This window comes from Pectobacterium polonicum (assembly GCF_005497185.1).
Classification (GTDB): domain Bacteria; phylum Pseudomonadota; class Gammaproteobacteria; order Enterobacterales; family Enterobacteriaceae; genus Pectobacterium; species Pectobacterium polonicum.
On sequence record NZ_RJTN01000014.1, the window covers coordinates 55,794 to 80,124 of the forward strand.

Annotated in this window: 23 protein-coding genes and 1 other RNA gene; 14 read left to right on the forward strand and 10 right to left on the reverse strand. The window is 51.3% G+C overall.

What is annotated here, in order from left to right; all coding sequences use genetic code 11:
- Positions 1 to 50: 50 nt before the first annotated feature.
- Positions 51 to 566, reverse strand: coding sequence for a hypothetical protein (locus EDI29_RS14590; RefSeq protein ID WP_137741466.1), 516 nt, complete (start codon positions 564 to 566; stop codon positions 51 to 53).
- Between the two features lie 869 nt (positions 567 to 1,435).
- On the opposite strand from EDI29_RS14590, the gene EDI29_RS14595 reads away from it, so the two are divergent.
- From EDI29_RS14595 to EDI29_RS14630, 8 genes are all read left to right on the forward strand, one after another.
- The gene (locus EDI29_RS14595; protein WP_137741467.1) at positions 1,436 to 1,894 is read left to right on the forward strand and encodes a hypothetical protein; all 459 of its coding nucleotides are present in this window, start codon (positions 1,436 to 1,438) and stop codon (positions 1,892 to 1,894) included.
- 327 nt (positions 1,895 to 2,221) lie between these two features.
- Positions 2,222 to 2,413: a hypothetical protein gene (locus EDI29_RS14600; protein WP_137741468.1), complete on the forward strand. Its 192-nt coding sequence runs from the start codon at positions 2,222 to 2,224 to the stop codon at positions 2,411 to 2,413.
- A complete protein-coding gene (locus tag EDI29_RS14605; RefSeq protein WP_012822286.1) occupies positions 2,397 to 2,903 on the forward strand; it encodes a TIGR00645 family protein in 507 nt (168 codons plus the stop codon). Before EDI29_RS14600 ends, EDI29_RS14605 begins: the two co-directional genes overlap by 17 nt.
- Positions 2,904 to 2,997: 94 nt before the next feature.
- The gene (locus EDI29_RS14610) at positions 2,998 to 4,035 is read left to right on the forward strand and encodes an NADP-dependent oxidoreductase (RefSeq protein WP_137741469.1); all 1,038 of its coding nucleotides are present in this window, start codon (positions 2,998 to 3,000) and stop codon (positions 4,033 to 4,035) included.
- 87 nt (positions 4,036 to 4,122) lie between these two features.
- Complete coding sequence (locus tag EDI29_RS14615; protein WP_137741470.1) at positions 4,123 to 4,947, forward strand: helix-turn-helix domain-containing protein; 825 nt, start codon at positions 4,123 to 4,125, stop codon at positions 4,945 to 4,947.
- 197 nt (positions 4,948 to 5,144) lie between these two features.
- Positions 5,145 to 6,515 carry an aspartate aminotransferase family protein gene (locus EDI29_RS14620; protein ID WP_137741471.1) on the forward strand — a complete coding sequence of 457 codons (1,371 nt, stop codon included), beginning with the start codon at positions 5,145 to 5,147 and terminating at the stop codon, positions 6,513 to 6,515.
- 10 nt (positions 6,516 to 6,525) lie between these two features.
- Entirely contained in the window at positions 6,526 to 7,680 is a 1,155-nt protein-coding gene (locus tag EDI29_RS14625) for an iron-containing alcohol dehydrogenase (RefSeq protein ID WP_137741472.1), read from the forward strand.
- 85 nt (positions 7,681 to 7,765) lie between these two features.
- Positions 7,766 to 9,169, forward strand: coding sequence for an APC family permease (locus EDI29_RS14630; RefSeq protein ID WP_137741473.1), 1,404 nt, complete (start codon positions 7,766 to 7,768; stop codon positions 9,167 to 9,169).
- 113 nt (positions 9,170 to 9,282) lie between these two features.
- Here the strand turns inward: EDI29_RS14630 and EDI29_RS14635 are convergent, their stop codons facing one another.
- The 5 genes from EDI29_RS14635 to EDI29_RS14655 form a co-directional block, all read right to left on the reverse strand.
- Positions 9,283 to 9,717, reverse strand: coding sequence for a hypothetical protein (locus EDI29_RS14635; RefSeq protein ID WP_137741474.1), 435 nt, complete (start codon positions 9,715 to 9,717; stop codon positions 9,283 to 9,285).
- 181 nt (positions 9,718 to 9,898) lie between these two features.
- Complete coding sequence (gene ubiI / locus EDI29_RS14640; protein WP_137741475.1) at positions 9,899 to 11,110, reverse strand: FAD-dependent 2-octaprenylphenol hydroxylase; 1,212 nt, start codon at positions 11,108 to 11,110, stop codon at positions 9,899 to 9,901.
- Positions 11,111 to 11,138: 28 nt separating this feature from the next.
- Positions 11,139 to 12,317 (reverse strand): 2-octaprenyl-6-methoxyphenyl hydroxylase, encoded by a 1,179-nt coding sequence (gene ubiH / locus EDI29_RS14645; RefSeq protein ID WP_137741476.1) that lies wholly within the window; start codon positions 12,315 to 12,317, stop codon positions 11,139 to 11,141.
- Positions 12,318 to 12,342: 25 nt separating this feature from the next.
- On the reverse strand, positions 12,343 to 13,668 hold the full coding sequence (pepP, locus tag EDI29_RS14650; protein WP_137741477.1) for a Xaa-Pro aminopeptidase: 1,326 nt from the start codon (positions 13,666 to 13,668) through the stop codon (positions 12,343 to 12,345).
- 61 nt (positions 13,669 to 13,729) lie between these two features.
- Positions 13,730 to 14,317, reverse strand: coding sequence for a YecA/YgfB family protein (locus tag EDI29_RS14655; protein WP_137741478.1), 588 nt, complete (start codon positions 14,315 to 14,317; stop codon positions 13,730 to 13,732).
- 192 nt (positions 14,318 to 14,509) lie between these two features.
- On the opposite strand from EDI29_RS14655, the gene zapA reads away from it, so the two are divergent.
- The 3 genes from zapA to EDI29_RS14670 all read left to right on the forward strand — a co-directional run bounded on the left by zapA (position 14,510) and on the right by EDI29_RS14670 (position 15,779).
- Positions 14,510 to 14,839: a cell division protein ZapA gene (zapA, locus tag EDI29_RS14660; RefSeq protein ID WP_005971092.1), complete on the forward strand. Its 330-nt coding sequence runs from the start codon at positions 14,510 to 14,512 to the stop codon at positions 14,837 to 14,839.
- Between the two features lie 74 nt (positions 14,840 to 14,913).
- A non-coding RNA gene (gene ssrS / locus EDI29_RS14665) (6S RNA) lies at positions 14,914 to 15,098 on the forward strand.
- A gap of 39 nt (positions 15,099 to 15,137) precedes the next feature.
- Positions 15,138 to 15,779, forward strand: coding sequence for a 5-formyltetrahydrofolate cyclo-ligase (locus tag EDI29_RS14670; protein ID WP_137741479.1), 642 nt, complete (start codon positions 15,138 to 15,140; stop codon positions 15,777 to 15,779).
- Here EDI29_RS14670 and nadR read toward each other — a convergent pair.
- From nadR to serB, 3 genes are all read right to left on the reverse strand, one after another.
- Positions 15,776 to 17,029 (reverse strand): multifunctional transcriptional regulator/nicotinamide-nucleotide adenylyltransferase/ribosylnicotinamide kinase NadR, encoded by a 1,254-nt coding sequence (gene nadR, locus EDI29_RS14675; RefSeq protein WP_137741480.1) that lies wholly within the window; start codon positions 17,027 to 17,029, stop codon positions 15,776 to 15,778. The genes EDI29_RS14670 and nadR overlap by 4 nt on opposite strands.
- Positions 17,030 to 17,093: 64 nt before the next feature.
- Positions 17,094 to 18,476 carry a DNA repair protein RadA gene (gene radA, locus EDI29_RS14680; protein ID WP_005971086.1) on the reverse strand — a complete coding sequence of 461 codons (1,383 nt, stop codon included), beginning with the start codon at positions 18,474 to 18,476 and terminating at the stop codon, positions 17,094 to 17,096.
- Positions 18,477 to 18,493: 17 nt separating this feature from the next.
- The gene (serB, locus tag EDI29_RS14685; RefSeq protein ID WP_137741481.1) at positions 18,494 to 19,471 is read right to left on the reverse strand and encodes a phosphoserine phosphatase; all 978 of its coding nucleotides are present in this window, start codon (positions 19,469 to 19,471) and stop codon (positions 18,494 to 18,496) included.
- 156 nt (positions 19,472 to 19,627) lie between these two features.
- Here serB and EDI29_RS14690 point away from each other — a divergent pair, with 156 nt between their 5' ends.
- Positions 19,628 to 20,308, forward strand: coding sequence for a YtjB family periplasmic protein (locus EDI29_RS14690; RefSeq protein ID WP_137741482.1), 681 nt, complete (start codon positions 19,628 to 19,630; stop codon positions 20,306 to 20,308).
- 49 nt (positions 20,309 to 20,357) lie between these two features.
- On the opposite strand, the gene EDI29_RS14695 is transcribed toward EDI29_RS14690, so the two are convergent.
- On the reverse strand, positions 20,358 to 21,287 hold the full coding sequence (locus EDI29_RS14695; RefSeq protein ID WP_137741483.1) for a hypothetical protein: 930 nt from the start codon (positions 21,285 to 21,287) through the stop codon (positions 20,358 to 20,360).
- 291 nt (positions 21,288 to 21,578) lie between these two features.
- On the opposite strand from EDI29_RS14695, the gene prfC reads away from it, so the two are divergent.
- Complete coding sequence (gene prfC, locus EDI29_RS14700) at positions 21,579 to 23,168, forward strand: peptide chain release factor 3 (RefSeq protein WP_107170832.1); 1,590 nt, start codon at positions 21,579 to 21,581, stop codon at positions 23,166 to 23,168.
- A 510-nt stretch (positions 23,169 to 23,678) separates the two neighbouring features.
- A complete protein-coding gene (gene osmY / locus EDI29_RS14705; protein WP_137741484.1) occupies positions 23,679 to 24,287 on the forward strand; it encodes a molecular chaperone OsmY in 609 nt (202 codons plus the stop codon).
- The last annotated feature ends 44 nt before the right edge of the window (positions 24,288 to 24,331 follow it).

Consider the following 24,331-nt stretch of genomic DNA (forward strand, 5'->3'; position numbering starts at 1 on the left):
CCAATCACGACAAATTCATCATTATGTGTTTTATCATTTGAGCCGTACCCTCATCGGAATATTGCTACTTTGTTCCACAGAATCATAGTCTCAGCGAAAGCCCTGTCTGCTTGCAGAGCTATAAGCTCTCCTGCATACAGTGGATCGCTTTTTATTGTTCTCTCCTCATCATCACTCAAGACTGCCGCTTTTCCTTCCTTCTCGTTGAGTAAAAAGCGCTGAGCCGCTAGGTAGTCATGAGCGTCAATAAGAGAAGACTCTGCTGCCTCTAAGCTCACCTTACCTTCAGAGAAAAACATCAGGAAGTCTGAAAATGCGTAGAGATACAGATTTTTTAAAATCTCTTCGTTATTAGCATCTTGTTCATCCGCTATGGCTGCATCTATCGCCTCAAGTGCCCGATCGACATTGAGGTATTGCGTCTCTGATGCAAGGTAGTCCCAAAGATCGTCCGTAAGTGAGGTAATCTCCTGCGGTAACTTAATACTCATCGAATGAAGTAAATCACTGAACCGATCAAATGCTTTTAATAGCACGAAGAAAGCGATTTTTTCTGGGTTACCCATTACTCATCCTTCTGATGTTGGGTGTTTAATCGATGAGGCAGCATATAGGGAGGGAAGCAGCAATATCAATGCGTTAACGTACTTTTCTTCTGTGTTGATGTTATTGCCATCGCGTTCGACGATTGTCTGGTGGCACCGAACGCGATGATGAAACGCTTACACGGCCATGCCTAATCCAACAATATTGCCGCCCCCCAGCTAGAAACTGATGGGGTCCCGATTGATGAGGGGTTTGTTGTAAGTGCTCCAGTTGGTGATCCTGAAATTCTGCTTTACCACGAAACGACCAGTATTGTTGGAATGATGTGTTATCTGAGACGGTTATTCGGCAAAAATTCGATTTATTCAACAGATCGCTACAAAAACGAGGCTTGGTAATAAAAGCACACTTATAAGAATTTGGCTTATAGATGTTTTGCTATTCATTAAAAATGAAATGGTTTTCATATAATGCATATCATTTCAATTTTAATTATATCTATTTAAATTGTAAAAGTGATTTTTTATAGGGTTAAATCTACAGATTTTAATTTTTTTTAAATTTTTATTTTTAATAAAAAAACGATCTAAATCATTACGATACCGAAGTTTTACATAGGATTGTTAGTTTTATATTTTAATCTAACTGTATGATATTTATTAGATTAATTAATTCTTGTGATTCCTCTTATAGGTAAAAAACTATTTGATTAATTTTGATGAAATAGAGTAAGTTTATCTTCGCTGTAGCACTGCTGCGTTGTGGCAATTTTGAATCAAATAAATTAGCTAATATTTCAGCGATTTCTTCAAAATCTGCGACAATTACAGAGAGTAGCTTTGATGGTAATTATGAATGTACCGTTACGTTGAGGGCGAATGGTACTTGGTTGATTGAACCCGGAAATAAAAATGCTGTTTCGTTAGGTAGTGATTTACATAATATCAATGAGTTAATCAAGGCTCATTTGAAAATTGCAACCGCTCATTCTTCTCTCGTGGCGTTGTATAGTACTCAGTTCCCAACCGAATCGTTAGCATCGTTGCCTTCTTATGGCAGTGATGAATATGCTGCTAAGTCAACGGGCATTACTATTAGCGGAGTATCCCAGCAGAATGAGGGGGATACTGAAAAAAACAATTTTATCACTGGCACGGTTACAGTAGGTACAGTTATTATCGCCGGTTTTACTTTTATGATTGCATCTAATATCAAGTTGAAAATTTTAAAACCTGCTTCAGGTGGCACATCATTCGATTTTACATATAATGGTGAGGCTACGGTTGATAAAATACTAGCGGCCTTTGGGAAAAATCAGACCATCGATTTTTCAAATGATGGTAATTGAATTAATCTATTTTTAAAATAATATAAGATAGGTAATTTCCAATTAAATGAACACCGTGGCTATATTGGTGCGGTGTTCAACGCTTTATATTGGAGTAAAGATCTAGACCCTATCAATCGTTGTATTTTTTTGAAAAAACACTGTCAATGTATAAATAAAAATGCAATGAGATATCGACAGTGGGAGTTCTCTTGACGTTCCTCTTTACCCACGTAGCCTCCTTTTCGAACGAGCACTTTTAAGAGTACGAAGAAAGTGATTTTTTCTGGGTTGCCATTACTCATCCTTCTGATATTGGGGTTTAATCGATGAGGCTGGATTCACATCATGATGAATAATGACGTATTCAGAAAGGCAGAATCACAAAACGCGGAAATCATCGTTGAAGGCGCGATAGGGCAGAACATTCCGCAAATGGCGTATTCTGTTCAAGAATTGATTACCACCGCAGCAGAATTTTTCGCTATTATTTCCCTCTTTTTTCACCTGCATATAGTGAGTTATGGAACGTTTTATTGAGAATCTGATGTACTCATCGCGCTGGCTACTTGCCCCTGTTTATCTTGGGCTATCGTTGGGGCTGCTGGCGTTGGCGATCAAGTTTTTCCAGGAGGTGTTCCACGTCCTGCCCAATATCTTAGATATTGCGGAAGCGGATCTGGTATTGGTTCTGCTGTCGCTGATCGACATGACGCTGGTCGGCGGATTGCTGGTGATGGTGATGTTGTCCGGTTACGAAAATTTTGTGTCGGCATTGGATATCACTGAAGGCCGAGAAAAGCTGAGCTGGCTGGGTAAAATGGACTCTGGCTCGCTGAAAAACAAAGTGGCCGCCTCGATTGTTGCTATCTCGTCTATCCATCTGCTGCGAGTGTTCATGGACGCGCGTAATATCCCAGACAACAAGCTGATGTGGTACGTGATTATCCATTTGACGTTTGTGCTGTCTGCGCTCGTCATGGGGTATCTGGATCGCATGTCGCGTTACGAAAAAAGCAAAACGGCATAATCAGCGCCGCACGGTTTGCGTAGCCAGAAGAAAGAACAGATCCTATTGTTAACGAAGTGATTTTATCAACGCGCTTTGTCTAATGGAGGATATTATGCCGCAAACCGATCGCATTAACCGTCGTGTGGTTCTGGCCCAGCGCCCGCACGGCGCGCCGACACAAGATAATTTTCGTCTGGAACAGCAGGCTGTCCCGTCAGTAGAAATGGGGCAGGTGCTGTTGCGCACCGTATTTCTTTCCCTCGACCCTTACATGCGTGGCCGCATGAGCGACGCGCCCTCTTATGCTAAACCCGTCGAACTGAATGACGTGATGGTCGGTGGGACCATCAGTCGCGTGGCTGAGTCAAAGCACCCGGATTATCAGGCGGGCGACTGGGTACTCTCCTACAGCGGTTGGCAGGATTATGTGCTTTCCGATGGTAAAGGGTTAACCAATTTGGGGCAGTCACCCACCAATCCTTCCTATGCGCTGGGTGTGCTCGGTATGCCGGGCTTTACGGCGTATATGGGGCTGACGGATATCGGTCAGCCGAAAGCCGGTGAAACGCTGGTGGTGGCCGCTGCGACCGGGCCAGTAGGCGCGACGGTCGGCCAGATCGGCAAACTGAAAGGCTGCCGGGTCGTTGGTGTAGCGGGAGGGGCGGAGAAGTGTCGCTACGCGGTTGAGGTGCTGGGGTTTGATGTGTGTCTCGATCATCGGGCGGATGATTTTGCTGAACAGCTGAAACAAGCCTGCCCACAGGGCATCGATATCTATTTTGAAAACGTCGGCGGGAAAGTTTTTGATGCGGTGCTGCCACTGCTGAACACCTCGGCGCGTATTCCGGTGTGTGGATTAGTCTCTGGTTACAATGCTACAGGGCTGCCTGATGGGCCCGATCGCTTATCGCTGCTGGCAGGGACTATCTTGAAAAAACGCATCCGCATGCAGGGATTCATTATCTTTGATGATTATGGACATCGCTTTGACGAATTCTGGAAAGAGGTGTCGCCGTGGGTCGCGCAAGGCAAGATCAAATATCGGGAAGAAATCGTCGATGGTCTGGAAAACGCCCCAGAGGCCTTTATCGGCCTGCTACACGGCCGCAACTTTGGCAAATTAGTGGTCAGAGTAGGGCCGGATGCCTAGCAACAAATGCGCACTGGCGTTGACGAAAAACGAGTTGGCGTAAAAATTGCCTGATCCCCTGCGTCATCGTTGCGGGGGAGAAGGCCAATGCATCCTGATTCTACGTCGTTTCGCGTGCGGCCGTTGCAGCCGTGGTTTGTCATCAACGCGGCGGAAGATTACCTGAAGAAAAATGTCAGTCAGTCACCCATTGCCCATTTTTACAGTTTCACGGTCGATCGCGCCGAGTCGATGACGCTGGCGGTGCCGGACGGCAGCGTCGATCTGTTGCTGCACTGCTGTCCTGATGCACCAAGTGGACGCGTTTGTGGCAGTACCGCATCGGCACAGATTACCCGATTGATGCCGGGAGAGCGCTATTTTGGCGTGCGCTTTATGCCGGGGATCATGCCCGCTTTTCTTGACCTGTCGCCGGGGGAACTGGCGGGGCAGGAGATCCCTTTTGATGAGGTTGCACCTGACACTTCACGTTTGCTGAGGCGGCTGGTAAACAGCCATGACTTTAACGACCAGGTCAGCTTGTTTCTACACTATTTTTCCTACTGGACAAACCGCTCGGCACCGCCGCTATTGCTGCAAATCATCGATCTGATTATGGCTCACGACGGCAAGATCAGGGTAGATGAACTGGAGCGGAAAACGCTCTATTCAGCCCGCTATATTCACCGTTTGTTTCATGATAACTGCGGTATGTCGCCTAAAACGTTCTGCCGTACGATTCGTTTTCAGCGGGCGCTTGCGTTGCTCAATCAGGGCAATATCGACAACCTAACCACGCTGGCGCAGCGCCTTGAATACGCCGACCAGTCACATTTCTTCCGTGAATTCAAAGCATTTACCTCCTGTTCGCCACAGCACTATCTGGCACGGCTACAGGCTGTGCGCTACCAGTGCCGTATCCGCCAGTGCTGAATCCGCCATGATGACGCCAGTGCGAAGTCACCTCTCATCGTATGCCGCTTTTTTTGGGGCAATCTGCACCAAAAAGAGGCTATTACTGCACCGTGGCGTGTGCCGATTTATTCTATTTTCCTCGCCTTACCCCTTGCTATAAACGTTTCACACCGTGCGCTATCGCACATTTCTCTTGTGAACGTTGTGAGGTTTTTATGGCACAGGCAAAAGACATCGTACCGGGTTTTTACACCATTGATGACGCGATCGCACTGGATGGCGAGACCACCCGCGCGCTGCAATTAACCCACCTGAACCGTATGCGCTCTCTGGATGGCCATGCCAAATACTTTGTTCGAGCGGAAGGTAGCACCTTCATTGATGACCAAGGTGAAAAGCATCTGGACATGATTGGTGCGGTCGGGGTGGTGACGGTTGGTAACAACAATGAGTTCGTGTGGTCCTGTTTGCAGAAGTGTTTCGATAACCGTCTCTTCATGATGGGCGCGATTTCCTATCACAACGTGGCGGCAGCGCTGGCGCACAACATGGCGTTGCTCTCGCCACAGGGAAAACTGACCAAAATGGGTACGGCGACCGGAGGCGCAGAAGCGATTGAGGGAATGATCAAACTGGTCAAGCTCGGCACTCGACATAAAGCACACAAGACTCACCTGCTGGCGACGCTGGGCGCGTTTCACGGTAAGACGTCTGGTGCGGTATCGCTCGGCGGCAAGGATAAATGGCGTGCAGGGCAGCAGCCGACGTTGGGCAATATCGATCATGTTACTTACGGATCGATTCCAGAGCTGGAAGGTGCGTTAGCGACAGGAAAATACAAGGCGTTCGTGGTGGAACCGATCCAGGGCGAAGGCGGCATTATCGTGCCTCCGGCGGGCTACCTGAAAGCCGCACGCGAGCTGTGCGATCGCTATGACACCCTGCTGGTGCTGGATGAGATTCAGTGCGGAGCCGCGCGTACTGGCAAATTCTGGTGCTGTGAACACGATGATGTGGTGCCGGACTGTATCGTGTTCGCCAAAGGTTTGTCCGGTGGGCTGGTGCCGTTTGGCGGCTATCTCTGTACGGAAAACTTGTATGAAGCCGCTTATGGCACTATCGAAACCTGCTATCACCACACTGCTACCTATCAGGAAAATACCCTGAGTGCGGCGGCCGCATTGGGTTCCTTACAGTTCATCATCGAACACGATCTTTGCGGCATGGCGGAACGTAAAGGCGCGTTAATGATGCAGCGGTTATATGACATTCAGGCTCGCCACCCGCAGGTGATCAAAGAAGTACGTGGTAAAGGGCTGATGATTGGTATTGAGTTTGGTCGTTTGCCGGAGGCGCTGCAAGCCAGTATGGGCGAATACTATTCTATGGCGATAGCGGGGCTGCTGGTAGAAAAATGGCGTATTCAGGTGAATTTCACCATCAATAATCTGGCGGTGTTCCGCTTCCTACCGGCGCTGACGATTAGCGAAGAAGAACTCGACTATGCGCTGAACGCGTTTGAATCTGCATTAATCAGTGTGGTTGAACAGGCTGAGCAGGCCAACACCTCTGTAATGACGGCGTGAGGTGGCTGCGATGACATTTACTTATTCACAGCCGGTGAAACTGTGTATCGGCAGAGGTGAAGTTGACCGAGTAGGCGAAGAGGTGGCGCTGTTGGGGAGCCGCGTACTGCTGGTGACGGGGAAAACCAGCTGTCGCCAAACCGGGCTGCTGACGCGTCTGACCGACCGATTAACGCAGAGCGGTGTGCGCTGGGTGTTATTCGACAGCATTGAAGCCAATCCGCTCACCACGACGGTGGATGATGGTGCAGCGCTGGCGCGTGAGCAGCAGTGTGATGTGGTGCTTGGCGTGGGAGGCGGCAGCGTGATGGATGCCGCTAAGGGCATCGCGTTCATGGCATGCCATTCGGGGAAACTGCTGGATTATCTGTCTCAACCACCGACGCCAGCCACGACGCTGCCGCTGGTGTTGGTGACCACGACGGCGGGAACGGGGAGCGAGGGCAACTGTGTCGCCGTTTTCACCAATCCAGAAACCCACGATAAACCGGCATTTTTCTCACCGGCGCTGTATGCACGGACAGCCATTGTCGATCCGACGCTGATGGTCACGCAGTCACCACGTATGGTGGCGGCAACGGGGTTTGATGCACTCAGCCATAACATTGAGGCGCGGGTGGGTAAGTTCTGCAATCCGATGACGGAAATCATGACCGAGCGCGCCATTCGGCTGCTGACCACATTTTTGCCACGCGTTTGCCGAGATGTGACCGATCTGGATGCCTGGGATCGGGTGTGCTGGGCGAATACGCTTGGCGGCATGGCTATCGGGATGTCGGCCTGCGGTCTGCCGCATGCGATGGAGCACCCGCTGAGCGGGCTGTACAACATCACGCACGGCGAAGGGCTTGCGGCGCTGTATCCCGAACTGATGCGTTTTTCCTGTGCTGAAAATGTCGCGGGTTTTGCTGCTGTTACCTGTGCGATGAGCGATAGCGTAACGCATCTAAATGACCCGGAGCGGGCGAGACACAGCGTCTATCTGGTGCAGCGTTTTCTGGAAAACATTGGACTGACGTTTACGCTGCGCGATCTGGGTGTGCGTGAGCAGGATATTCCCTGGCTGGCGGATAATTGCGTGCAGACGATGGGGGTGAGCCTGGAACAAAATCCACGCTGGGCCTCACGTCAGGAAATTGAAACGCTGTATCGCACCTGCCTGTAAGGTGGCGCGGCGGCAAGGGATTTACCATCGACCCGATTGCGCGACATCACGTTATCTGGTTCGTTTTGTGTATCCGGGGGCAAAGATGAATACTCATCAATTGAAAAAGAACAGCTTGGGGCTGTGGTCGTTGGTCTTCTTTGTTGTGGCTGCCGCCTCGCCGTTGACCGGCGTGGTTGGCGGACTGCCCGTTGCGATCTCCGCTGGCAACGGGGCGGGTATTCCTGCGGTGTACTTGATGGCGGGCGGCATACTGTTGATTTTCTCTTTTGGTTATATCGCCATGAGCCGCTATGTGACCAATGCTGGCGCATTTTACAGCTATATCACTTTAGGTATGGGGCGTCGCGCGGGGTTTAGTGCCTTATCCGTCGCGCTATTGGCCTATTTCGCTATTCAGATCGCGGTGGTCGCGATGTTTGGTTTTTTCAGCAGCATGTATCTACAGGAACACCTTGGTATTGATCTGCCGTGGTGGCTCTATAGCGTAGCGATGCTGTTGCTGATGTGCCTGTTAGGTATTGAAAGCGTAGAAGTCGGCGGGCGTGTGCTTGGCGTACTGATGCTAATGGAAGTGGGCATCATGCTGGTGGTGGATATGGCGGTACTGCTATCTCAGGATACGCCACCGCTCACGCTAGAGGCGTTTTCACCCAGTGTGATTAATCAGGGCAGCATGGGTATTGCGTTGATTTTCAGTATCGCTGCTTTTATCGGGTTTGAATCCACGGCGATCTACGGTGAAGAGTGCCGCAATCCTGAGAAAACCATTCCCCGTGCGACGCTGGCTGCTGTGATATTGATTATGCTGTTCTTTGCCTTCACCAGTTGGATGATGGTGCAAGCCTACGGGGTGGATCAGGTTCGGCAGCAGGCGATTAACGATCCCGGACGCTTTATTTTTAACGTATCGAACGTGCTGGTTGGTAAATGGTCTGAGCAGGTGATATCGCTGCTGTTGATCACCAGCCTGTTTGCTGCGGCTCAGGCGTTTCATAATAATATCTCACGCTATCTGTTTAGTATTGGGCGTGATGGCGTGCTGTCCCCCAGATTGGCACAGGTAAGTAAAAATAAAGGTACGCCTTACGTGGCGAGCATCGTGCAGACGATCGTTGTGTTGGGCGTATTGTGTATGATGGTGGTGGCGGATCTCGATCCGATGATGCAGATCTTCGCGTTAGGATCGGCGATCGCGACGATGGCGATCCTGCTGCTTCAGGTCGGTGTGTCGCTGGCCGTTATTCGCTTCTTCCAACGCGAAACGCAGCATCCGGTTTCGGCATGGAGTCGTCTGTGGGCACCGATTATCTCGACGCTAGCGATGCTCTCAGCGCTGATTATGGTCGTCAGAAATGTTGATGTCCTGAGTGGTTCATCATCCCAGATCGTTTCGCTGTTGCCCTGGGGCGTGTTCGGCATTGCCGTATTGGGCTATCTGTCTGCCAGTCGTATACGAATCCCATCGCCGCAGGAAAATATGCCGTAGCGTTGTCCCACCCTAACCAACCGGGCTTATGATGATGAAATGAGTCCGGTTTTATTGGTGAGTTGCTTTTATTATCATACGCAGGAATTTTAGGGCGAGTAAAAGACGGAAGGTCATCCTTTAATAAATGAGATATCAATCGTTTTATCTTTATCATCTTGTATTAGATTAACTTCATCATGTTCTTTTATCCACACTTCACTTATATTTTCGTAACTCCATGGGATGCTTTTGGTTTTTTTAAATCCAAGCATCTCTATATATTTTACCAGTTCAGTTTTACGATCAGGCATGGGGTTATAAAAAACCACGCCATTAGTTAATCGCTGCGTGCCATCTTGTGAGTAATAGTAAAATTCATAATTGTCAGAAATAACGGGTATGTCCTTTACTTCATCGAGGGTGAGAATATGATAGGTAAAGTAATCATTTTTTTTGTAGTAATAGCTTTCTTCGTAGAATAAACCTGCGGCAATAATAAATGCTCCAATGGAGAAAAATAACAAGAATATTGCTTTGATAAAATCACTGTATTTGAATGTTAGCATGTCATCTTTCTCTTGATGTTAACGCTACGCCAATAGTATGCATTCGCTAACATACTATTGATACATAATCATATTATTCATAAAATAGAGTTAACCATCAAGATAGTCCATCGTATAAATTAATCGATATAAATAAACCCCGCCGCTTAAACGGCGAGGTTTATTTTCCATTCTGGCGCGATTATTTCCCGGCACTGAGCCAGTCTGGCAGATCGTGTAACCCCATTGCCTGACGTACCAGCGTGGGTTTAATACCGGGCAGTTTGTCCGCTAGCACCAGCCCGACGTCACGCAGCAGCTTTTTCGCCGGATTGTCACCGTTAAACAATTCGCGGAACCCCTGCATGCTCGCGAGCATCACGGCGGCGCTGTGTTTGCGGCGGCGTTCATAGCGCCGCAGATAAAGATGCTGGCCGATATCTTTGCCCTGAACCTGTAAACGCTTAAGCTCGGCAATCAGTTCTGCGACATCCATAAAGCCCAGATTGACGCCTTGCCCTGCCAGCGGATGAATGGTGTGTGCCGCGTCGCCGACCAGCACGAGCCGGTGTGCCGCGAAGCTACGAGCGTAGCGCCCCATCAGTGGGAAAGTCTGGCGCTCGCTTTCCAGTTCACACAACCCCAATCGCATATCAAACGCCATGGCGACTTGGCGGTTGAATTCCTCCACTGGCAAGCTCTGCATCACCTGCGCCTGCTCTGGTGAAAGCGACCAGACAATCGAACAAAGGTGCGGATCGTCCAGCGGCAGGAATGCCAGAATGCCGTCACCGTGGAACGCCTGACGCGCGACGGATTGATGAGGCTGTTCGGTGCGAATGTTGGCGACCAGCGCGTGGTGGCCGTAATCCCAAAAAGTCAGCGGAATATCCGCATGCTGACGCAGCCATGAATGGGCTCCGTCCGCGCCGACCACCAGCCGGGCGGTCAGCATGCTGTCGTCCTGCAACGTAATAAAGGCTTCGTTCTCCCCCCAGGCGACCTGTTTTAATGACGCCGGAGAGATCAGGGTGATGTCACTTAACTGTGAAGCACGTTGCCACAACACCTGCTGAATCACGGGGTTTTCAATGATATGCCCAAGGTGGGAAAAGCCGAATTCTTCACCGCTGAAGCTGATTTTACCGAAGCTGTCTTTATCCCAGACCTGCATATCGTTGTAAGGGCTGACGCGCTGTGCCACAAGATTTTCCCAAACGCCGATATGGCGTAGAAGGCACTCGCTGGCGGCATTGATAGCGGAGACGCGCAGGGCATGGTCTTTCCCACGCGGCTGAGGTTCTGCCGTCTGTTTTTCCAGTACGGCGATGCGCAGGCCGCTCCCCTGTAAACCACAGGCGAGTGCCAGACCGACCATACCGCCACCGGCAATAACCACGTCGAATGATTGCATTTCCGTATTTTCCTGTTGGCGAGCTTAATTAACGTTTTACCCAACCCAGCGTGCGACGGGCAAAGGCATCGCGCATCAGCGGCAGGTTATTCATGGCGATCAGACCCAAATTACGACTGACGGTCAGCGCGGTATAGCGGTTAGCGAACAGTCTGACCAGACCATCGGTAATCGCCACGGTGGCGTGTTGGTCGGGTTCACGCCGTTGCTGATAGCGGCTGAGCACCGTGTATTGGCCGATATCCTGCTGCTTTTTCGCCGCATCGACGATAGTCTCCGCCAGCGACATCACATCGCGAATCCCCAGATTAAAGCCTTGTCCGGCAATGGGGTGCAGCGTTTGTGCTGCATTGCCTACCAGCGCCAGCCGATGACTGATGTGCTGGTTGGCAGTTAGCAAGCGCAGCGGGTAGCTGTGGCGTTCGCCGATGTGGGTAAACTGCCCCAGACGCCAGCCAAAAGCCTGCTGTAACTGCTGGCGAAATTCGGTTTCGCTCCATCCATCGATCTCAGCTTGACGATGTTTATCATGGCACCAGACGAGTGAGCTGCGGCCGTTATTCATCGGTAAGAGCGCCAGCGGGCCATGCGGGGTAAACCGCTCAAATGCCCGCCCGCGATGGGGTTCGGTGGTGGTCACGTTGGCAATAACCGCGACCTGATCATACTCATGCTGTTGCCAGTGAATGCCGCAGGATTGTGACAACATGGAGTGCGATCCATCGGCAGCCACCAGTAGCTGGCCTGTTAGCTCCGTTCCGTTGTCTAGCGTTAGCGTCGCATTCTCTTGCGTCCGCGTGACGGCAACGACTTTGGCTGGACAGTGCAGGCGTACGCCGGGGGCTTGTTGCAGCAGAGAAAACAGGCGTTGCCCGACGTCGTGCAGTTCAACCACATGGCCCAATGCCTGAACGTGGTAGTCCGACGCGTGCAGATCCACTGCGCTGGCATGTCCACGTTCGCTGACATGAATGTCGGTAATCGCGGTCGCATGACCCGACAGGGCTTGCCAGATACCCAGCGTCGCCAACTGCTGGCGTGTGCCATCGGACAGCGCAATCGCGCGTGCGTCAAAGCCCGGATGTTCCCTCTCGAGCGGGGAATAGGCCTCAACCAGCTCGACCGGGATCGTACCTTGAGAAAGCCGCGATATTGCCAGCGCTAGCGTCGCGCCTGCCATTCCGCCACCAACAATCATGACCGCCATGTTTTAGTCCTGTTGAAAAAGCGATTTATGCTTGTTTGCCATGTTGCTGTGCCATCAGCGCTTCGATGGCATCGGCGTCTTTGACCACGCTAGCCGTCAGGTTTTCATTACCGTTTTCGGTGATGACGATGTTGTCTTCGATACGCACACCGATTCCCCGGTACTGCTGTGGCACTTTGGCATCGGGCGCGATGTAAAGACCTGGCTCGATGGTCAGTACCATTCCGGGCTCAAGTGGGCGACCTCGGTCTGTTGTGCCGTAGTTGCCGACGTCGTGTACGTCCAGACCCAGCCAATGGCTGAGACCATGCATAAAGAATTGGCGGTGTGCCTGTTCGGCAATCAGTTCTTCTACTTCACCCTTCAGTATACCGAGCTTGATGAGCCCGTTAACCATGATGCGCACCACTTCTTCGTTTACGTCGCGAATGCTGCGACCCGGCCCGAATAGCTCCAGCGCGCGCAGCTGTGAGCGCAGTACGATGTCGTAAATGGCCCGCTGCGGCGCGGTAAATTTACCGTTGACGGGGAAGGTACGGGTAATATCGCCAGCATAGCTTTTGTATTCACAGCCCGCGTCAATCAGCACCAGATCGCCGTCGCGCATTTGCGTTTCGTTCTCGGTGTAATGCAGGATGCAGGCGTTGTCACCGCTGCCAACAATGGTGTTGTAAGACGGGTAGCGCGCGCCGTGACGAGTAAATTCGTGGTGAATCTCGCCTTCAAGCTGATATTCATACATGCCGGGACGGCATTTTTGCATAGCGCGCGTGTGAGCCAGCGCGGTAATTTCGCAAGCGCGGCGCATGACGCTGATTTCTTCCGGTGATTTGAACAGGCGCATCTCATGTACCCACGGACGCCAGTCGGTCAGCGTAGCGGGGGCGGCAAATCCTTGACGGGTGCCGTTGCGCAGAGTCTCCAGTGCGGTGAAGACCAGCTTGTCGGCGTAATCGTACTGCCCCTGCGCGTGGTACACCACGTCCAATCCATTCAATAACAGATGCAGCTGTGCGCTGATTTCGCCAAACGGCAGTGCGCGGTCAACGCCGAGTTTGGTGGGAGCGGCTTCCTGACCAAGACGACGACCAAACCAGATTTCAGCGGTCAGGTCACGCACGCGATTGAAGATGACGCTGTGATGGTGTTTGGCGTCGCTTTTTACCAGCAGTAGAACGGCTTCTGGCTCGTTGAACCCTGTGAAATACCAGAAATCGCTGTTTTGACGATAAGGATAGTCACTGTCGGCATTGCGCTGCGCTTCCGGCGCGGCAAAAATAATCGCCGCGCTGCCCGGTGCCATTTTTTCTAACAGACCCTGACGACGACGAAGAAATTCTTGTGGATTCATCACCTGCTCCTGAAAGTAGTCCGTGCGGTTGCTTTTCCCTTCCGCCCTGCGTAATACGGTATTAGTGCAACGTTGGTTTTTGCTGTTCTGGCGCTGCCACAACGTGCTGGTTGGTAAATTCGGTATGGCACAAAATGGCAGAAAAGCGAACATACTCAATCACTTCTTCCAGTGATTGTTCCAATTCTTCCTGATCTTCATCTTCGTCGTAGCCAAGCTGTGCGATATTGCGCAAATCGTCGATGGCTTCTTTCAACTCGCCCTTAACCTTGTTCAACTTCGGTTGAGCGACGCCCAGACCAAGCAGGAAATGGTTGACCCAACCTGCCAGTGCATCGGCGCGATCGAAGACGCTTACCTCGTCTTGCGAGTCATCTGGCAGGAAAAGCTGAAACAGGAAGCCGTCATCTTCCAGTGCTTCACGCGTAGCCTGATACAGATCCTGAAGCGGTTGCGACAGCGTTTGAGTAAACGCCATCCCTTCATTCGTTAGTTCAAAAACCAGCGTTCTCCAACTGTCGTCATGGTTTCCACCACACAGCATTCCGCTGATCAAGCCGTGCATTTCTGCTGCGGTCAGCGCGACTTGCTGTTGGTGAAGTAGTTGGTCAAGGCCTTCATAGGCAGGAAACGTATTCTCTATGGACATGCGGATTCGTCGTCGTTGGCTGCATTGGTTCGTGCTATGCTACCACCAAGCTCCCTTTGGATTCCAGAAAGGGCTTGTATCTTAGATCTCGGCTATATATAGTGGCGCCCGCTTTAACGAACCCGATGTAACGGGTAATGCTCATGCTATGCGACACGCGGGCGCAAGAACGACAAAAGGCAGGAAGGTGGTATGTCTGCACAACCAGTAGATATTCAAATTTTTGGCCGTTCGTTAAGAGTGAATTGTCCGCCAGAACAACAGGAAGCGTTGAATCAGGCAGCGGAAGATCTTAACCAGCGGTTGCAAGATCTTAAAGTTCGCACTAGAGTCACCAACACCGAGCAACTGGTGTTTATTGCCGCGCTGAATGTGTGTCATGAACTGGCGCAGGAACGGGGCAAAACGCGTGATTATGCGTCGAATATGGAACAGCGTATTCGTATGTTGCAGCAGACTATTGAGCAGGCGCTGCTGGAGCAGGGCAAGATCACGGAGCGTCAGGGCACGCAATTTGAATAACGTCGTATTTTGACAAAAGTACGGTGTTTTTACGCGATAAGACGTGCTAAGGTTTATCGCGAGTAACGAATAAAATTTCTCTGAGATGTTTGTCAGCGGGTCAGTCCCCTGAGCCGATATTTCATACCAAACAGAATGTAATGCTCTGCGGTTGGTGAGCACGCTCGGTTCGTCCGAGAAGCCTTAAGACTGCGACGTTATGTTCACCTTGAACCAAGGGTTCAAGGGTTACAGCCTGCGGCGGCATCTCGGAGATTCCCTTTCTTTTATCACTCTTGACCCGTGGCGAATGTAGCCCATGTCATCTTCTGAACCGTCAATTTTTCCCGACCCCTCATTCTCTTCTACGGCAGCATCACGCCAGCAGATTCGTCAGGCTGTGCGCCAGCGTCGACGCTTATTGACGCCGGAACAGCAGGCGTACTTTGCGCAGCAGGTGTGTGAAGGCGTCATGACGCACCCGAAAGTCCTACAAGCAGATAGCGTAGCAATCTTTCTGTCGTTTGACGGCGAGCTAGATACCTCCCCGCTGATTCAACAGCTATGGCAGCAGGGGAAGCGCGTTTACTTGCCGGTGCTGCATCCGTTTCGTGCCGGGCATCTGCTGTTCCTGCGCTATGCGCCAGATACTGAGCTGGTGCGCAATCGTCTGAAGATTATGGAACCGCGTCTGGATGTACGGCAGGTGTTGCCATTACCACAGTTGGATATTCTGCTGACGCCGCTGGTGGCGTTTGATCATCAGGGGCAGCGCTTGGGTATGGGCGGCGGTTTTTACGACCGTACGTTGCAGTATCGTCGTCATACGGACAGCGGGCCTTATCCGATGGGGCTGGCTCACGATTGTCAGCAGGTTGATGAACTGCCAGTGGAAAGTTGGGACATTCCGCTGCCGGAAATTATTACCCCCTCCCACCATTGGCAGTGGAACACGCGCTAGTTTTTTATCTGTTCAGGTGACCGATCGTGACCCAGCATTTGCTGTACCAGTTCCACACAGTGCAGGAAACGCGAATCGTAGTCCGATTCTTTGATGTAAACGTAGGGGATATTATTTTTAGCCAGCATCGTTTTCAGCAGGTTCTGGAATTCCGACCGGGCGGTGGTACTGCCTAAACTGCGCAGCCCATCGGCTACCCAAGGCGTGTTATTTTCCAACAAAATCACCAGATCGAAGCGGTATTCGTCGACCAGCGCCTGAACGAACGGGTGTTCACGCCCTTCATACTTTTTGCAGAATGCCTGCGTGGTGACAAAATCGGTGTCGATAAAGGCCACTTTATTGGCGTATTTGACTGCAAAATCAATGTACTGTGCTTGGCCCAGCGCGATCTTGTCGTAGTCGGAATACTGCAACGCCATCTCGTCGCCACCCAGATGGGAGAACACGTAATCGCGGCCATATTCCCAGGCGCTGGTGGTGTTGAAGATATTCGCCAGTTTGTTCACCAGCGTGGATTTGCCGCTGGATTCTCCGCCAAGAATAGCAACGGTACGCACAAAGAACGGCTTCACTTCGGTCGGGATATAGTCCCAGTAACGGAAAGGATCGTGGCGAATCTGCGAACCGCTGATGTTCATGAACGATCGCTGTGGGTCGATCAAGACCGCCTCAATCCCCAGATGCTCGCGATATTGCGCGGCATCCTGTTCTTCGCTGGTGTAGACGAAATTGGGCGTGATGCTTTTTTCCTGCATGAACGCCTGAATCCCTTTACTCCACACATCCCAGCCGTGCGGATAGGGCTCCATCCCTTGCTCATTAAAAGCGTGAATATGAATATTTTTCTGATATTTAAAGGTTTGCAGCAGCCAGCGCAGGCGGTCGCTGACGGTGGGCTGCTGTGACATCGAACTGTTCTCAAACAGCAGACGGTCGCGCGGCTCGTCGTAGCCTAAAATCACATGCAGTTCATCGACCTGACTACAGGCGCGCTGAATCAGATAAATATGGCCAGTGTGTAGCGGATAGAACTTACCGAAGACAATACCAATATTCTTTTCGTAGCGCGGGAATTCCAGCTCGAGAAAACGATGCAGTGCTTCCAGTTTCTGGGCGCTAGGGCTTTTGATTTTGGCATTAAGTAGTTGACTGAGATAGCCTTTGGTCATATCGGTTGCGTCGGCAACCTGCTGTAGGGTGCAACCCTTCTGGCGGATAGCGGATTTCAGGTAATCAAATGATGACATGGTGCAACACTCTTGTTTAGCTTACTAAACAACATACCACAGAATACCGCTTTCTGTGGCTTGTTTAGAGATCGTCGAGGATCGCCAGGGCGTCGGCCAGCTTTTTCACGCCGAACACCTGCATGCTGGCTGGGGCTTTCTTCGGCATATTGGCATGAGGAACGATGGCACGTTTAAAACCGTGTTTGGCGGCTTCGGTAATCCGCTCTTGTCCGCTGGGAACTGGACGAATTTCGCCCGCCAGACCGACTTCACCGAAGATGACCAGATCCTGCGGCAGCGGGCGGTCACGGAAGCTGGAAACCAGCGAGAGCAGCAATGCCAGATCGGCGCTGGTTTCGGTGACTTTGACGCCGCCGACGACATTCACGAATACATCCTGATCCGACATCTGCAAGCCGCCGTGGCGATGCAGTACTGCCAGCAGAATCGCCAGGCGGTTTTGCTCCAGCCCCACGGCGACGCGACGCGGATTAGCCATCATCGATTGATCGACCAGCGCCTGAATCTCAACCAGCAGCGGGCGCGTGCCTTCCCACACCACCATGACCGAACTGCCGGACGTCACTTCATCTCCGCGACTGAGGAAAATGGCTGACGGGTTGCTGATCTCACGCAGTCCTTGTTCCGTCATGGCGAACACGCCTAACTCATTGACGGCACCGAAACGGTTTTTATGGCTGCGTAGCGTGCGGAAGCGCGAATCGGCATCGCCGTCCAGCAGCACGGAGCAGTCGATGCAGTGTTCCAAGACTTTCGGCCCGGCGAGTGAACCGTCTTTGGTGACGTGGCCGACCATTACGATAGCCACGCCGCGCGTTTTGGCGAAGCGCGTCAGGTAGGCGGCGGTTTCACGCACCTGTGCGACACTTCCGGGGGATGATTGAATATCGGCAAGATGCATGACCTGAATGGAGTCGATCACCATCAATTTCGGCTGTTCCTGCTCGGCAATCAGGCAAATCTGTTCGATGCTGGTTTCCGACAGCATGTTGAGATTCTGCGTCGGCAGATTGAGGCGATGTGCCCGCATTGCCACCTGTTGTAGTGATTCTTCACCGGTGACGTACAGGGTCTTCATATTTTCTGACAGCTTGCACAGCGTTTGCAGCAGCAGGGTACTTTTGCCCGCGCCGGGGTTGCCGCCGATCAGGATCGCGCTGCCCGGAACGACGCCGCCGCCCAGAACGCGATCAAATTCCTGAAAGCCAGTGGAAAAGCGGGGCAACGCTTCAAGGCTGATTTCTGAGAGCTTTTGCACCCGGCTGACGCCAGCACTCTCACCCGCATAGCCGGTGAGGCGGTCGGAGCGTGATACGGATGCCGACGCCAGGCGAACTTCAGTAATGGTATTCCAGGCGTGGCAGGCGCTGCACTGCCCTTGCCAGCGCGGGTAATCCGCCCCGCATTCATTACATACAAACGCCCGTTTGACGGCTTTTGCCACGGTTCACCTCCTACTCATTAACGCTTTTCGTGTCTCATGCTGCCGCTGAGGATGCAAAGCACGCCAGTCAGATCGGCATGACGGATCGTCACCGCAGCCTGTTCATTGACCTTGGGTTTAGCGTGATAGGCAATGCCTAAGCTGGCGGTCTTGATCATCGGAAGATCGTTTGCGCCGTCCCCGATGGCAACGGTCTGGTGCATGGGGATTTCCAGCTTTTCTGCCAACTGTTGCAGCGTAGTGGCTTTATATTTTGCATCGACAATCGTGCCGATGACTTCACCCGTCAGCTTGCCGTCTTGCATGCCTAATTCGTTGGCAACGGCGGCGACCAGACCTAGCTCGTCACGCAGATAATCGGCAAAGTAGGTAAACCCGCCCGACGCAATCGCAACGTGCCAGCCTGCTTCCTGAAGCTGGCTAACCATATGGGTTAGGCCTGGCATCAGCGGTAGGGTTTTGCGTACCGTCTGTAAAATAGTGGCGTCGGCACCTTTTAATGTCCCTACGCGCTGGCGTAGGCTGGCGGCGAAATCTAGCTCGCCCCGCATCGCGCGTTCGGTGACTTCCGCCACCAGCTCGCCCGTGCCTGCCAGCTTGGCGATTTCATCAATGCATTCGATCTGAATCGCGGTGGAATCCATGTCCATCACCAGTAAACCCGGTGACCGCAGCGTTGGTGCGTTACGCATGGCCGCAACATCGATGCCCAACTCGTGAGCCAGCTTGGTGGCGCGTGGCGTCAGCGTCCCCGCCAAACGGACGACCTGATAATCGCCCACATTCCAGGCGCTCACAATAACCATGGCGCTCCCTAGCTTACGCTGGTAGCGGGAAATCAGGTTTTTATCGAGGACATCGCTATAAATCAGCCAGCCGGTGTCACCCGCGCGGTAGTCAAGCGGCATCACTTCGTCACCGCTCAGTGATAATGGCAGTCCCGGCCAACAGTTGATCTCATCTGGGAGATCACAATAGGTCAGACTATTCGACATGGGGAAAATCCTCTGCTGGCAGTAGTGCGATAAAGTCGTGCGATAAAAAGGGATGCGGCGTCGACCAAACATATCCCTCCAAAAACTGGGCAACAAGCTATCCTATCGCTGGCGCTTCTGGCAACATGAAAGTATCCAAATCGTGTAAGGATTATCATGGTTCGCGCCCGGTTGAAATTTCGTCTACACCGCACGGCAATTGTGCTGATTTGCCTCGCCCTGCTGGTGGTATTAATGCAAGGTGCGTCCTATTTCAGTTTAAGCCACCAGATGGCGCGCTCTGAACAGGTCGAAGATCTGTCGCGCACGCTCTCCAGACAGGTGGCTTACAGCCTTTCGCCGCTGATGGGCAGCGTGGATGACAATGGTCAAAAGATTACGACTATCCTCAAACAGCTTACCGATCATAGCCGTATTCTGGATGCTGGTGTGTATCAGCAGGACGGTTCGCTAGTGGCGCATGTTGGTGAACAGGTACAGCTGCGAGACCGACTGGCGCTGGACGGTAACCGTGTCGGTAGCTACTTTAACCATCAACTGGTGCAGCCCATTGAGGGAAAAGAAGGGCCTATCGGCTTCCTGCGCATCACGCTGGATACGCACGTGTTGGCGACTGAGGCCAGGCAGGTGGATAACACCACCAATATTCTGCGTCTGATGATCTTACTTTCGCTGGCTATCGGCATCATTCTGACCCGAACGCTGTTGCAGAATCGCCGTACTCGCTGGCAGCAGTCACCTTACCTTCTTACTGCGAGTACGCCAGTGAAAGAAGAAGACGAGGTAGAGAGCGATAGCGGGGCAGTGAGAAAGGATGGGGAAGAGAAACGCCTCTGATGCGCACGGCACCCCGTAAAAACGATCTGCTTCTACGGGGTCTACGCGGCTATTGCAGTGCTTCCTGGAAGGTTATCCAGTGTTTATAGAATGCATTGACAATCGAGTCGTACTCGCTTTTGGTATAGCGATCGAAATTTGAAGAGGCAATATAGTCGCGAAAGCTACCAAACCAGGCAGAAACATCTGTTGAAGCTGCTAGCGAGAAAATTTGCTGGCGCTGAAGTTGGGTGGCAGAGGTGCCTTCTGCGTTCCTTTGCAGTTCCAGAAATGTGGTATTCGCCTTATCGGTGTCTCCTGCGTCGACGCTGCGTTGATATTCATCTTGCAGGAGGTTTTTTTCCAGATTACTCAGCGCATCAGATTTGAATTGTATAATGCCCTGAATATCCCGATCTGCCTGATGCTGGTAATCGTTGTCGACATAGCGATTTTTCAATGTCTCTAGCTTACTGGCAGTAATTGCGATCTCCATGCTATCGGTGGTGTAGCTCCACAGACTGACTTCCGGCGGGGAGGATAAGGCTGTTTTAACGAGGCCGAGAAACTCTTCTTTACTGATGCCGCTGTCCTCTTTGAGGTGGTTTGACCAAAGTCCGATAGTCATTTCGTGCGTGCCGATGTTATCAGCAGAGACGTTGATATAGCCGGGAGGAAGACTGGCAGCATTTTTTTGTCGTTCAAGCTCACGAGCTCTCGCCGCGCTCATCGCTTCTAGCGCTTTTTCTTCTTGTTGGTTGCTCAAAATCGGCGCATCAGCAAACTCTTCCCTCATACGCGCGATGGCTTCCTCAGAGATCTCTGCACCGATAGGTAAGATGAAGGTTTTGCCGGTAATGGGATCGAAGACTTTTGCAGAGTCTGTCGTGGTACTTGTCGGTGTTGAAGGAGCGGCAGCAGACGGTGTGGCATTTGATGGTCGTGCAGTGCTTGGGGCCTGAGAATTGCTATAACCCGTATTATTTACAGACAAGCTCATACTCTCTCCTTAAGTGCGATCAAATGGTTAAATATTGACCCAAACATTATCGGCAAAGATAAATGATAACTTTATAAATGATTTATGGCGTAATTGTTGATTGCAGTACCAGAATGGTGGCTTAAGACATGATGTCTCCGCGTTGTTTATGCCATCACTGATTGTGTCTACACGTTAAATCAGGGAAAATGCCCGGCTACCGTTTATTTCCGCTTTGCCTGACGATCTGACATCGGTGTGTTGTTGACTTGATGCTGACGCCGGGTGGCTAACAAAAGAAACCTGAAAATCATGTCTCCAAGTGAATACGCCCGCGAAGTCTCTAAAAGAAGAACGTTCGCTATCATTTCTCACCCCGATGCCGGTAAAACGACGATTACCGAAAAGGTTCTGCTGTTCGGACAGGCGATTCAGACTGCCGGTACGGTAAAAGGGCGTGGCTCCAACCAGCATGCGAAATCCGACTGGATGGAGATGGAAAAGCAGCGTGGTATCTCCATCACCACGTCCGTGATGCAGTTTCCCTATCGTGAATGTCTGGTTAACCTGCTGGATACCCCGGGGCACGAAGACTTCTCCGAAGATACCTACCGTACACTGACGGCGGTGGACTGCTGTCTGATGGTGATCGACGCTGCAAAAGGGGTCGAAGATCGTACGCGTAAGCTGATGGAAGTCACTCGTCTGCGTGATACACCGATTCTGACGTTTATGAACAAACTCGACCGTGACATCCGCGATCCGATGGAAGTGCTGGATGAAGTCGAGAGCGAGCTGAAGATTGCCTGCGCGCCGATCACCTGGCCGATTGGCTGCGGTAAATTATTCAAAGGCGTGTACCACCTTTATAAAGACGAAACCTACCTGTATCAGACTGGTAAAGGCCATACGATTCAGGAAGTGCGCATCGTTAAAGGGCTGGATAACCCGGATCTGGATACCGCCGTTGGCGAAGAACTGGCTGCACAACTGCGTGAAGAGCTGGAACTGGTGAAAGGGGCATCGCACGAATTTGAGCTGGACGCGTTTCTTGCCGGTGAGCTGACGCCAGTCTTCTTTGGTACCGCGCTGGGTAACTTTGGCGTTGACCATATGCTTGACGGATTAGTCGCCTGGGCACCTGCGCCGATGCCGCGTAAAACGGATACCCGTGAAGTGACGGCAGCGGAAGAGAAATTCACCGGTTTTGTGTTCAAGATTCAGGCCAATATGGACCCGAAACACCGTGACCGCGTGGCGTTTATGCGTGTGGTATCGGGGAGATATGAAAAAAGCATGAAGCTGCGTCAGGTGCGTACGGGCAAAGACGTGGTGATTTCAGATGCGCTGACCTTTATGGCGGGCGACCGTTCCCACATTGAAGAAGCCTACCCCGGCGATATCATCGGGTTACACAACCACGGCACGATCCAGATTGGCGATACGTTTACCCAGGGTGAAGACATGAAATTCACCGGTATCCCTAACTTTGCGCCGGAACTGTTCCGTCGTATTCGCCTACGCGACCCGCTCAAGCAGAAACAGCTGCTGAAAGGGCTGGTACAGCTGTCCGAGGAAGGTGCCGTACAGGTATTCCGTCCATTGACCAACAACGATCTTATTGTTGGTGCTGTTGGGGTGCTGCAGTTTGATGTGGTGGTTGCCCGTCTGAAAACGGAATACAACGTTGAGGCGATTTACGAGTCCGTTAACGTTTCAACCGCGCGTTGGGTTGAGTGCAGTGATGTGAAGAAATTCGAAGAGTTTAAGCGTAAGAACGAACTGCATTTGGCACTGGATGGCGGCGATAATCTGGCCTATATCGCCCCGACGATGGTGAACCTGAACCTGACGCGGGAACGTTATCCTGAAGTCACGTTCCACCAAACGCGTGAACATTAATCCTATAACGACATTAATTGCGCCACGGTTTCACGAAAAATCCGTGACCGTGGCGTTTAAATAGTGACCATGTTGTTAAAATAATCATCACCCGGTTATATTTGGTTTTAGGCCAAAAATGCCGGGTGTTTTTATTTTTAAATGATTTAAAAATCAATGTGTTATTTTTTTATTTCTCTCTAATTTCTTTCTCGTCTCGGTGCAACAGACAAATCTGAATTGCTGTGCATTTCCCCTTGCTCCCCTGTGATTTCTCATTCTGTGGGCTATAGTTAACAGCGTGTTAACTGACTTGGCTCGTTCAACTGTTAATGCAATTTAAGTTGGTTCATTATTTTTATTTGTTTCGCTTTTGCAATTCAATACTCTGATTTTTTATGCGGGAAGAGAGAATCATCGGAGTATTGGCAACGTCATTATCACCTTGATTTGCTGATGACCGTGCAGGCGTAAACGTGACCTGGATAAGTTATTTCGGGTTTACAGAAAAGCATAAGAAGGAAGACATCGATGAAAAAGACCAAATTGACACAATCGCTGATCGTCGTTGCCCTGAGTTCGATTCTGGCTGGCGGTGCAATGGCTGAAGAAACGTTAGGGCAAAAGGTAGAACGTATCGCGGACACAACTGGTGCAAAAATCGATAGCTCTGCTAATAAAGCGTCTGGCTACATGAGCGACAGTGCTGTCACGGCAAAAGTGAAGAGCGCATTGCTGGAAGACAAATCGATTACCAGCAGTGACATTTCAGTCGAAACATCAAATGGCGTCGTTACACTGAGTGGTTTTGTCGGCAGTCAGGCGCTCAGCACCCGCGCGGTAGAAATCACTACGCAGGTTGAGGGCGTCCAGTCTGTTAGCGACAAACTTCAGGTTAAAGATAATCAATCACAATCGGTTGGTGCCTACGCCGATGATGCCGTGGTAACGAGCACGATTAAGGCCAAGCTGTTGGCGGATGATATTGTTCCGTCTCGTAAAGTGAAGGTCGAAACTCAGGAAGGCGTTGTGCTATTGAGTGGCACAGTGGATAACAAAGCACAGTCCGACCGGGCAGAAAGTATTGCGAAGGCGGTTGACGGTGTGAAAAGCGTCAAGAATGACCTGACAGTTAAATAATAGCTATTTCACACGGGGTTATCCGTCATAGCGGATAACCTGAT

Bases quoted from the DNA above. Each gene is read 5' to 3' on its own strand.
- EDI29_RS14615 (WP_137741470.1), top strand. From the start codon at position 4,123: ATGCATCCTGATTCTACGTCGTTTCGCGTGCGGCCGTTGCAGCCGTGG.
- EDI29_RS14670 (WP_137741479.1), top strand. From the start codon at position 15,138: ATGTCATCTTCTGAACCGTCAATTTTTCCCGACCCCTCATTCTCTTCT.
- EDI29_RS14695 (WP_137741483.1), bottom strand. From the start codon at position 21,287: ATGAGCTTGTCTGTAAATAATACGGGTTATAGCAATTCTCAGGCCCCA.
- EDI29_RS14655 (WP_137741478.1), bottom strand. From the start codon at position 14,317: ATGTCCATAGAGAATACGTTTCCTGCCTATGAAGGCCTTGACCAACTA.
- nadR (WP_137741480.1), bottom strand. From the start codon at position 17,029: ATGTCATCATTTGATTACCTGAAATCCGCTATCCGCCAGAAGGGTTGC.
- ubiH (WP_137741476.1), bottom strand. From the start codon at position 12,317: ATGGCGGTCATGATTGTTGGTGGCGGAATGGCAGGCGCGACGCTAGCG.
- zapA (WP_005971092.1), top strand. From the start codon at position 14,510: ATGTCTGCACAACCAGTAGATATTCAAATTTTTGGCCGTTCGTTAAGA.
- EDI29_RS14690 (WP_137741482.1), top strand. From the start codon at position 19,628: ATGGTTCGCGCCCGGTTGAAATTTCGTCTACACCGCACGGCAATTGTG.
- prfC (WP_107170832.1), top strand. From the start codon at position 21,579: ATGTCTCCAAGTGAATACGCCCGCGAAGTCTCTAAAAGAAGAACGTTC.
- pepP (WP_137741477.1), bottom strand. From the start codon at position 13,668: ATGAATCCACAAGAATTTCTTCGTCGTCGTCAGGGTCTGTTAGAAAAA.
- EDI29_RS14620 (WP_137741471.1), top strand. From the start codon at position 5,145: ATGGCACAGGCAAAAGACATCGTACCGGGTTTTTACACCATTGATGAC.
- osmY (WP_137741484.1), top strand. From the start codon at position 23,679: ATGAAAAAGACCAAATTGACACAATCGCTGATCGTCGTTGCCCTGAGT.
- EDI29_RS14630 (WP_137741473.1), top strand. From the start codon at position 7,766: ATGAATACTCATCAATTGAAAAAGAACAGCTTGGGGCTGTGGTCGTTG.
- serB (WP_137741481.1), bottom strand. From the start codon at position 19,471: ATGTCGAATAGTCTGACCTATTGTGATCTCCCAGATGAGATCAACTGT.
- EDI29_RS14600 (WP_137741468.1), top strand. From the start codon at position 2,222: ATGATGAATAATGACGTATTCAGAAAGGCAGAATCACAAAACGCGGAA.
- EDI29_RS14610 (WP_137741469.1), top strand. From the start codon at position 2,998: ATGCCGCAAACCGATCGCATTAACCGTCGTGTGGTTCTGGCCCAGCGC.
- EDI29_RS14590 (WP_137741466.1), bottom strand. From the start codon at position 566: ATGGGTAACCCAGAAAAAATCGCTTTCTTCGTGCTATTAAAAGCATTT.
- EDI29_RS14625 (WP_137741472.1), top strand. From the start codon at position 6,526: ATGACATTTACTTATTCACAGCCGGTGAAACTGTGTATCGGCAGAGGT.
- EDI29_RS14605 (WP_012822286.1), top strand. From the start codon at position 2,397: ATGGAACGTTTTATTGAGAATCTGATGTACTCATCGCGCTGGCTACTT.
- EDI29_RS14635 (WP_137741474.1), bottom strand. From the start codon at position 9,717: ATGCTAACATTCAAATACAGTGATTTTATCAAAGCAATATTCTTGTTA.
- ubiI (WP_137741475.1), bottom strand. From the start codon at position 11,110: ATGCAATCATTCGACGTGGTTATTGCCGGTGGCGGTATGGTCGGTCTG.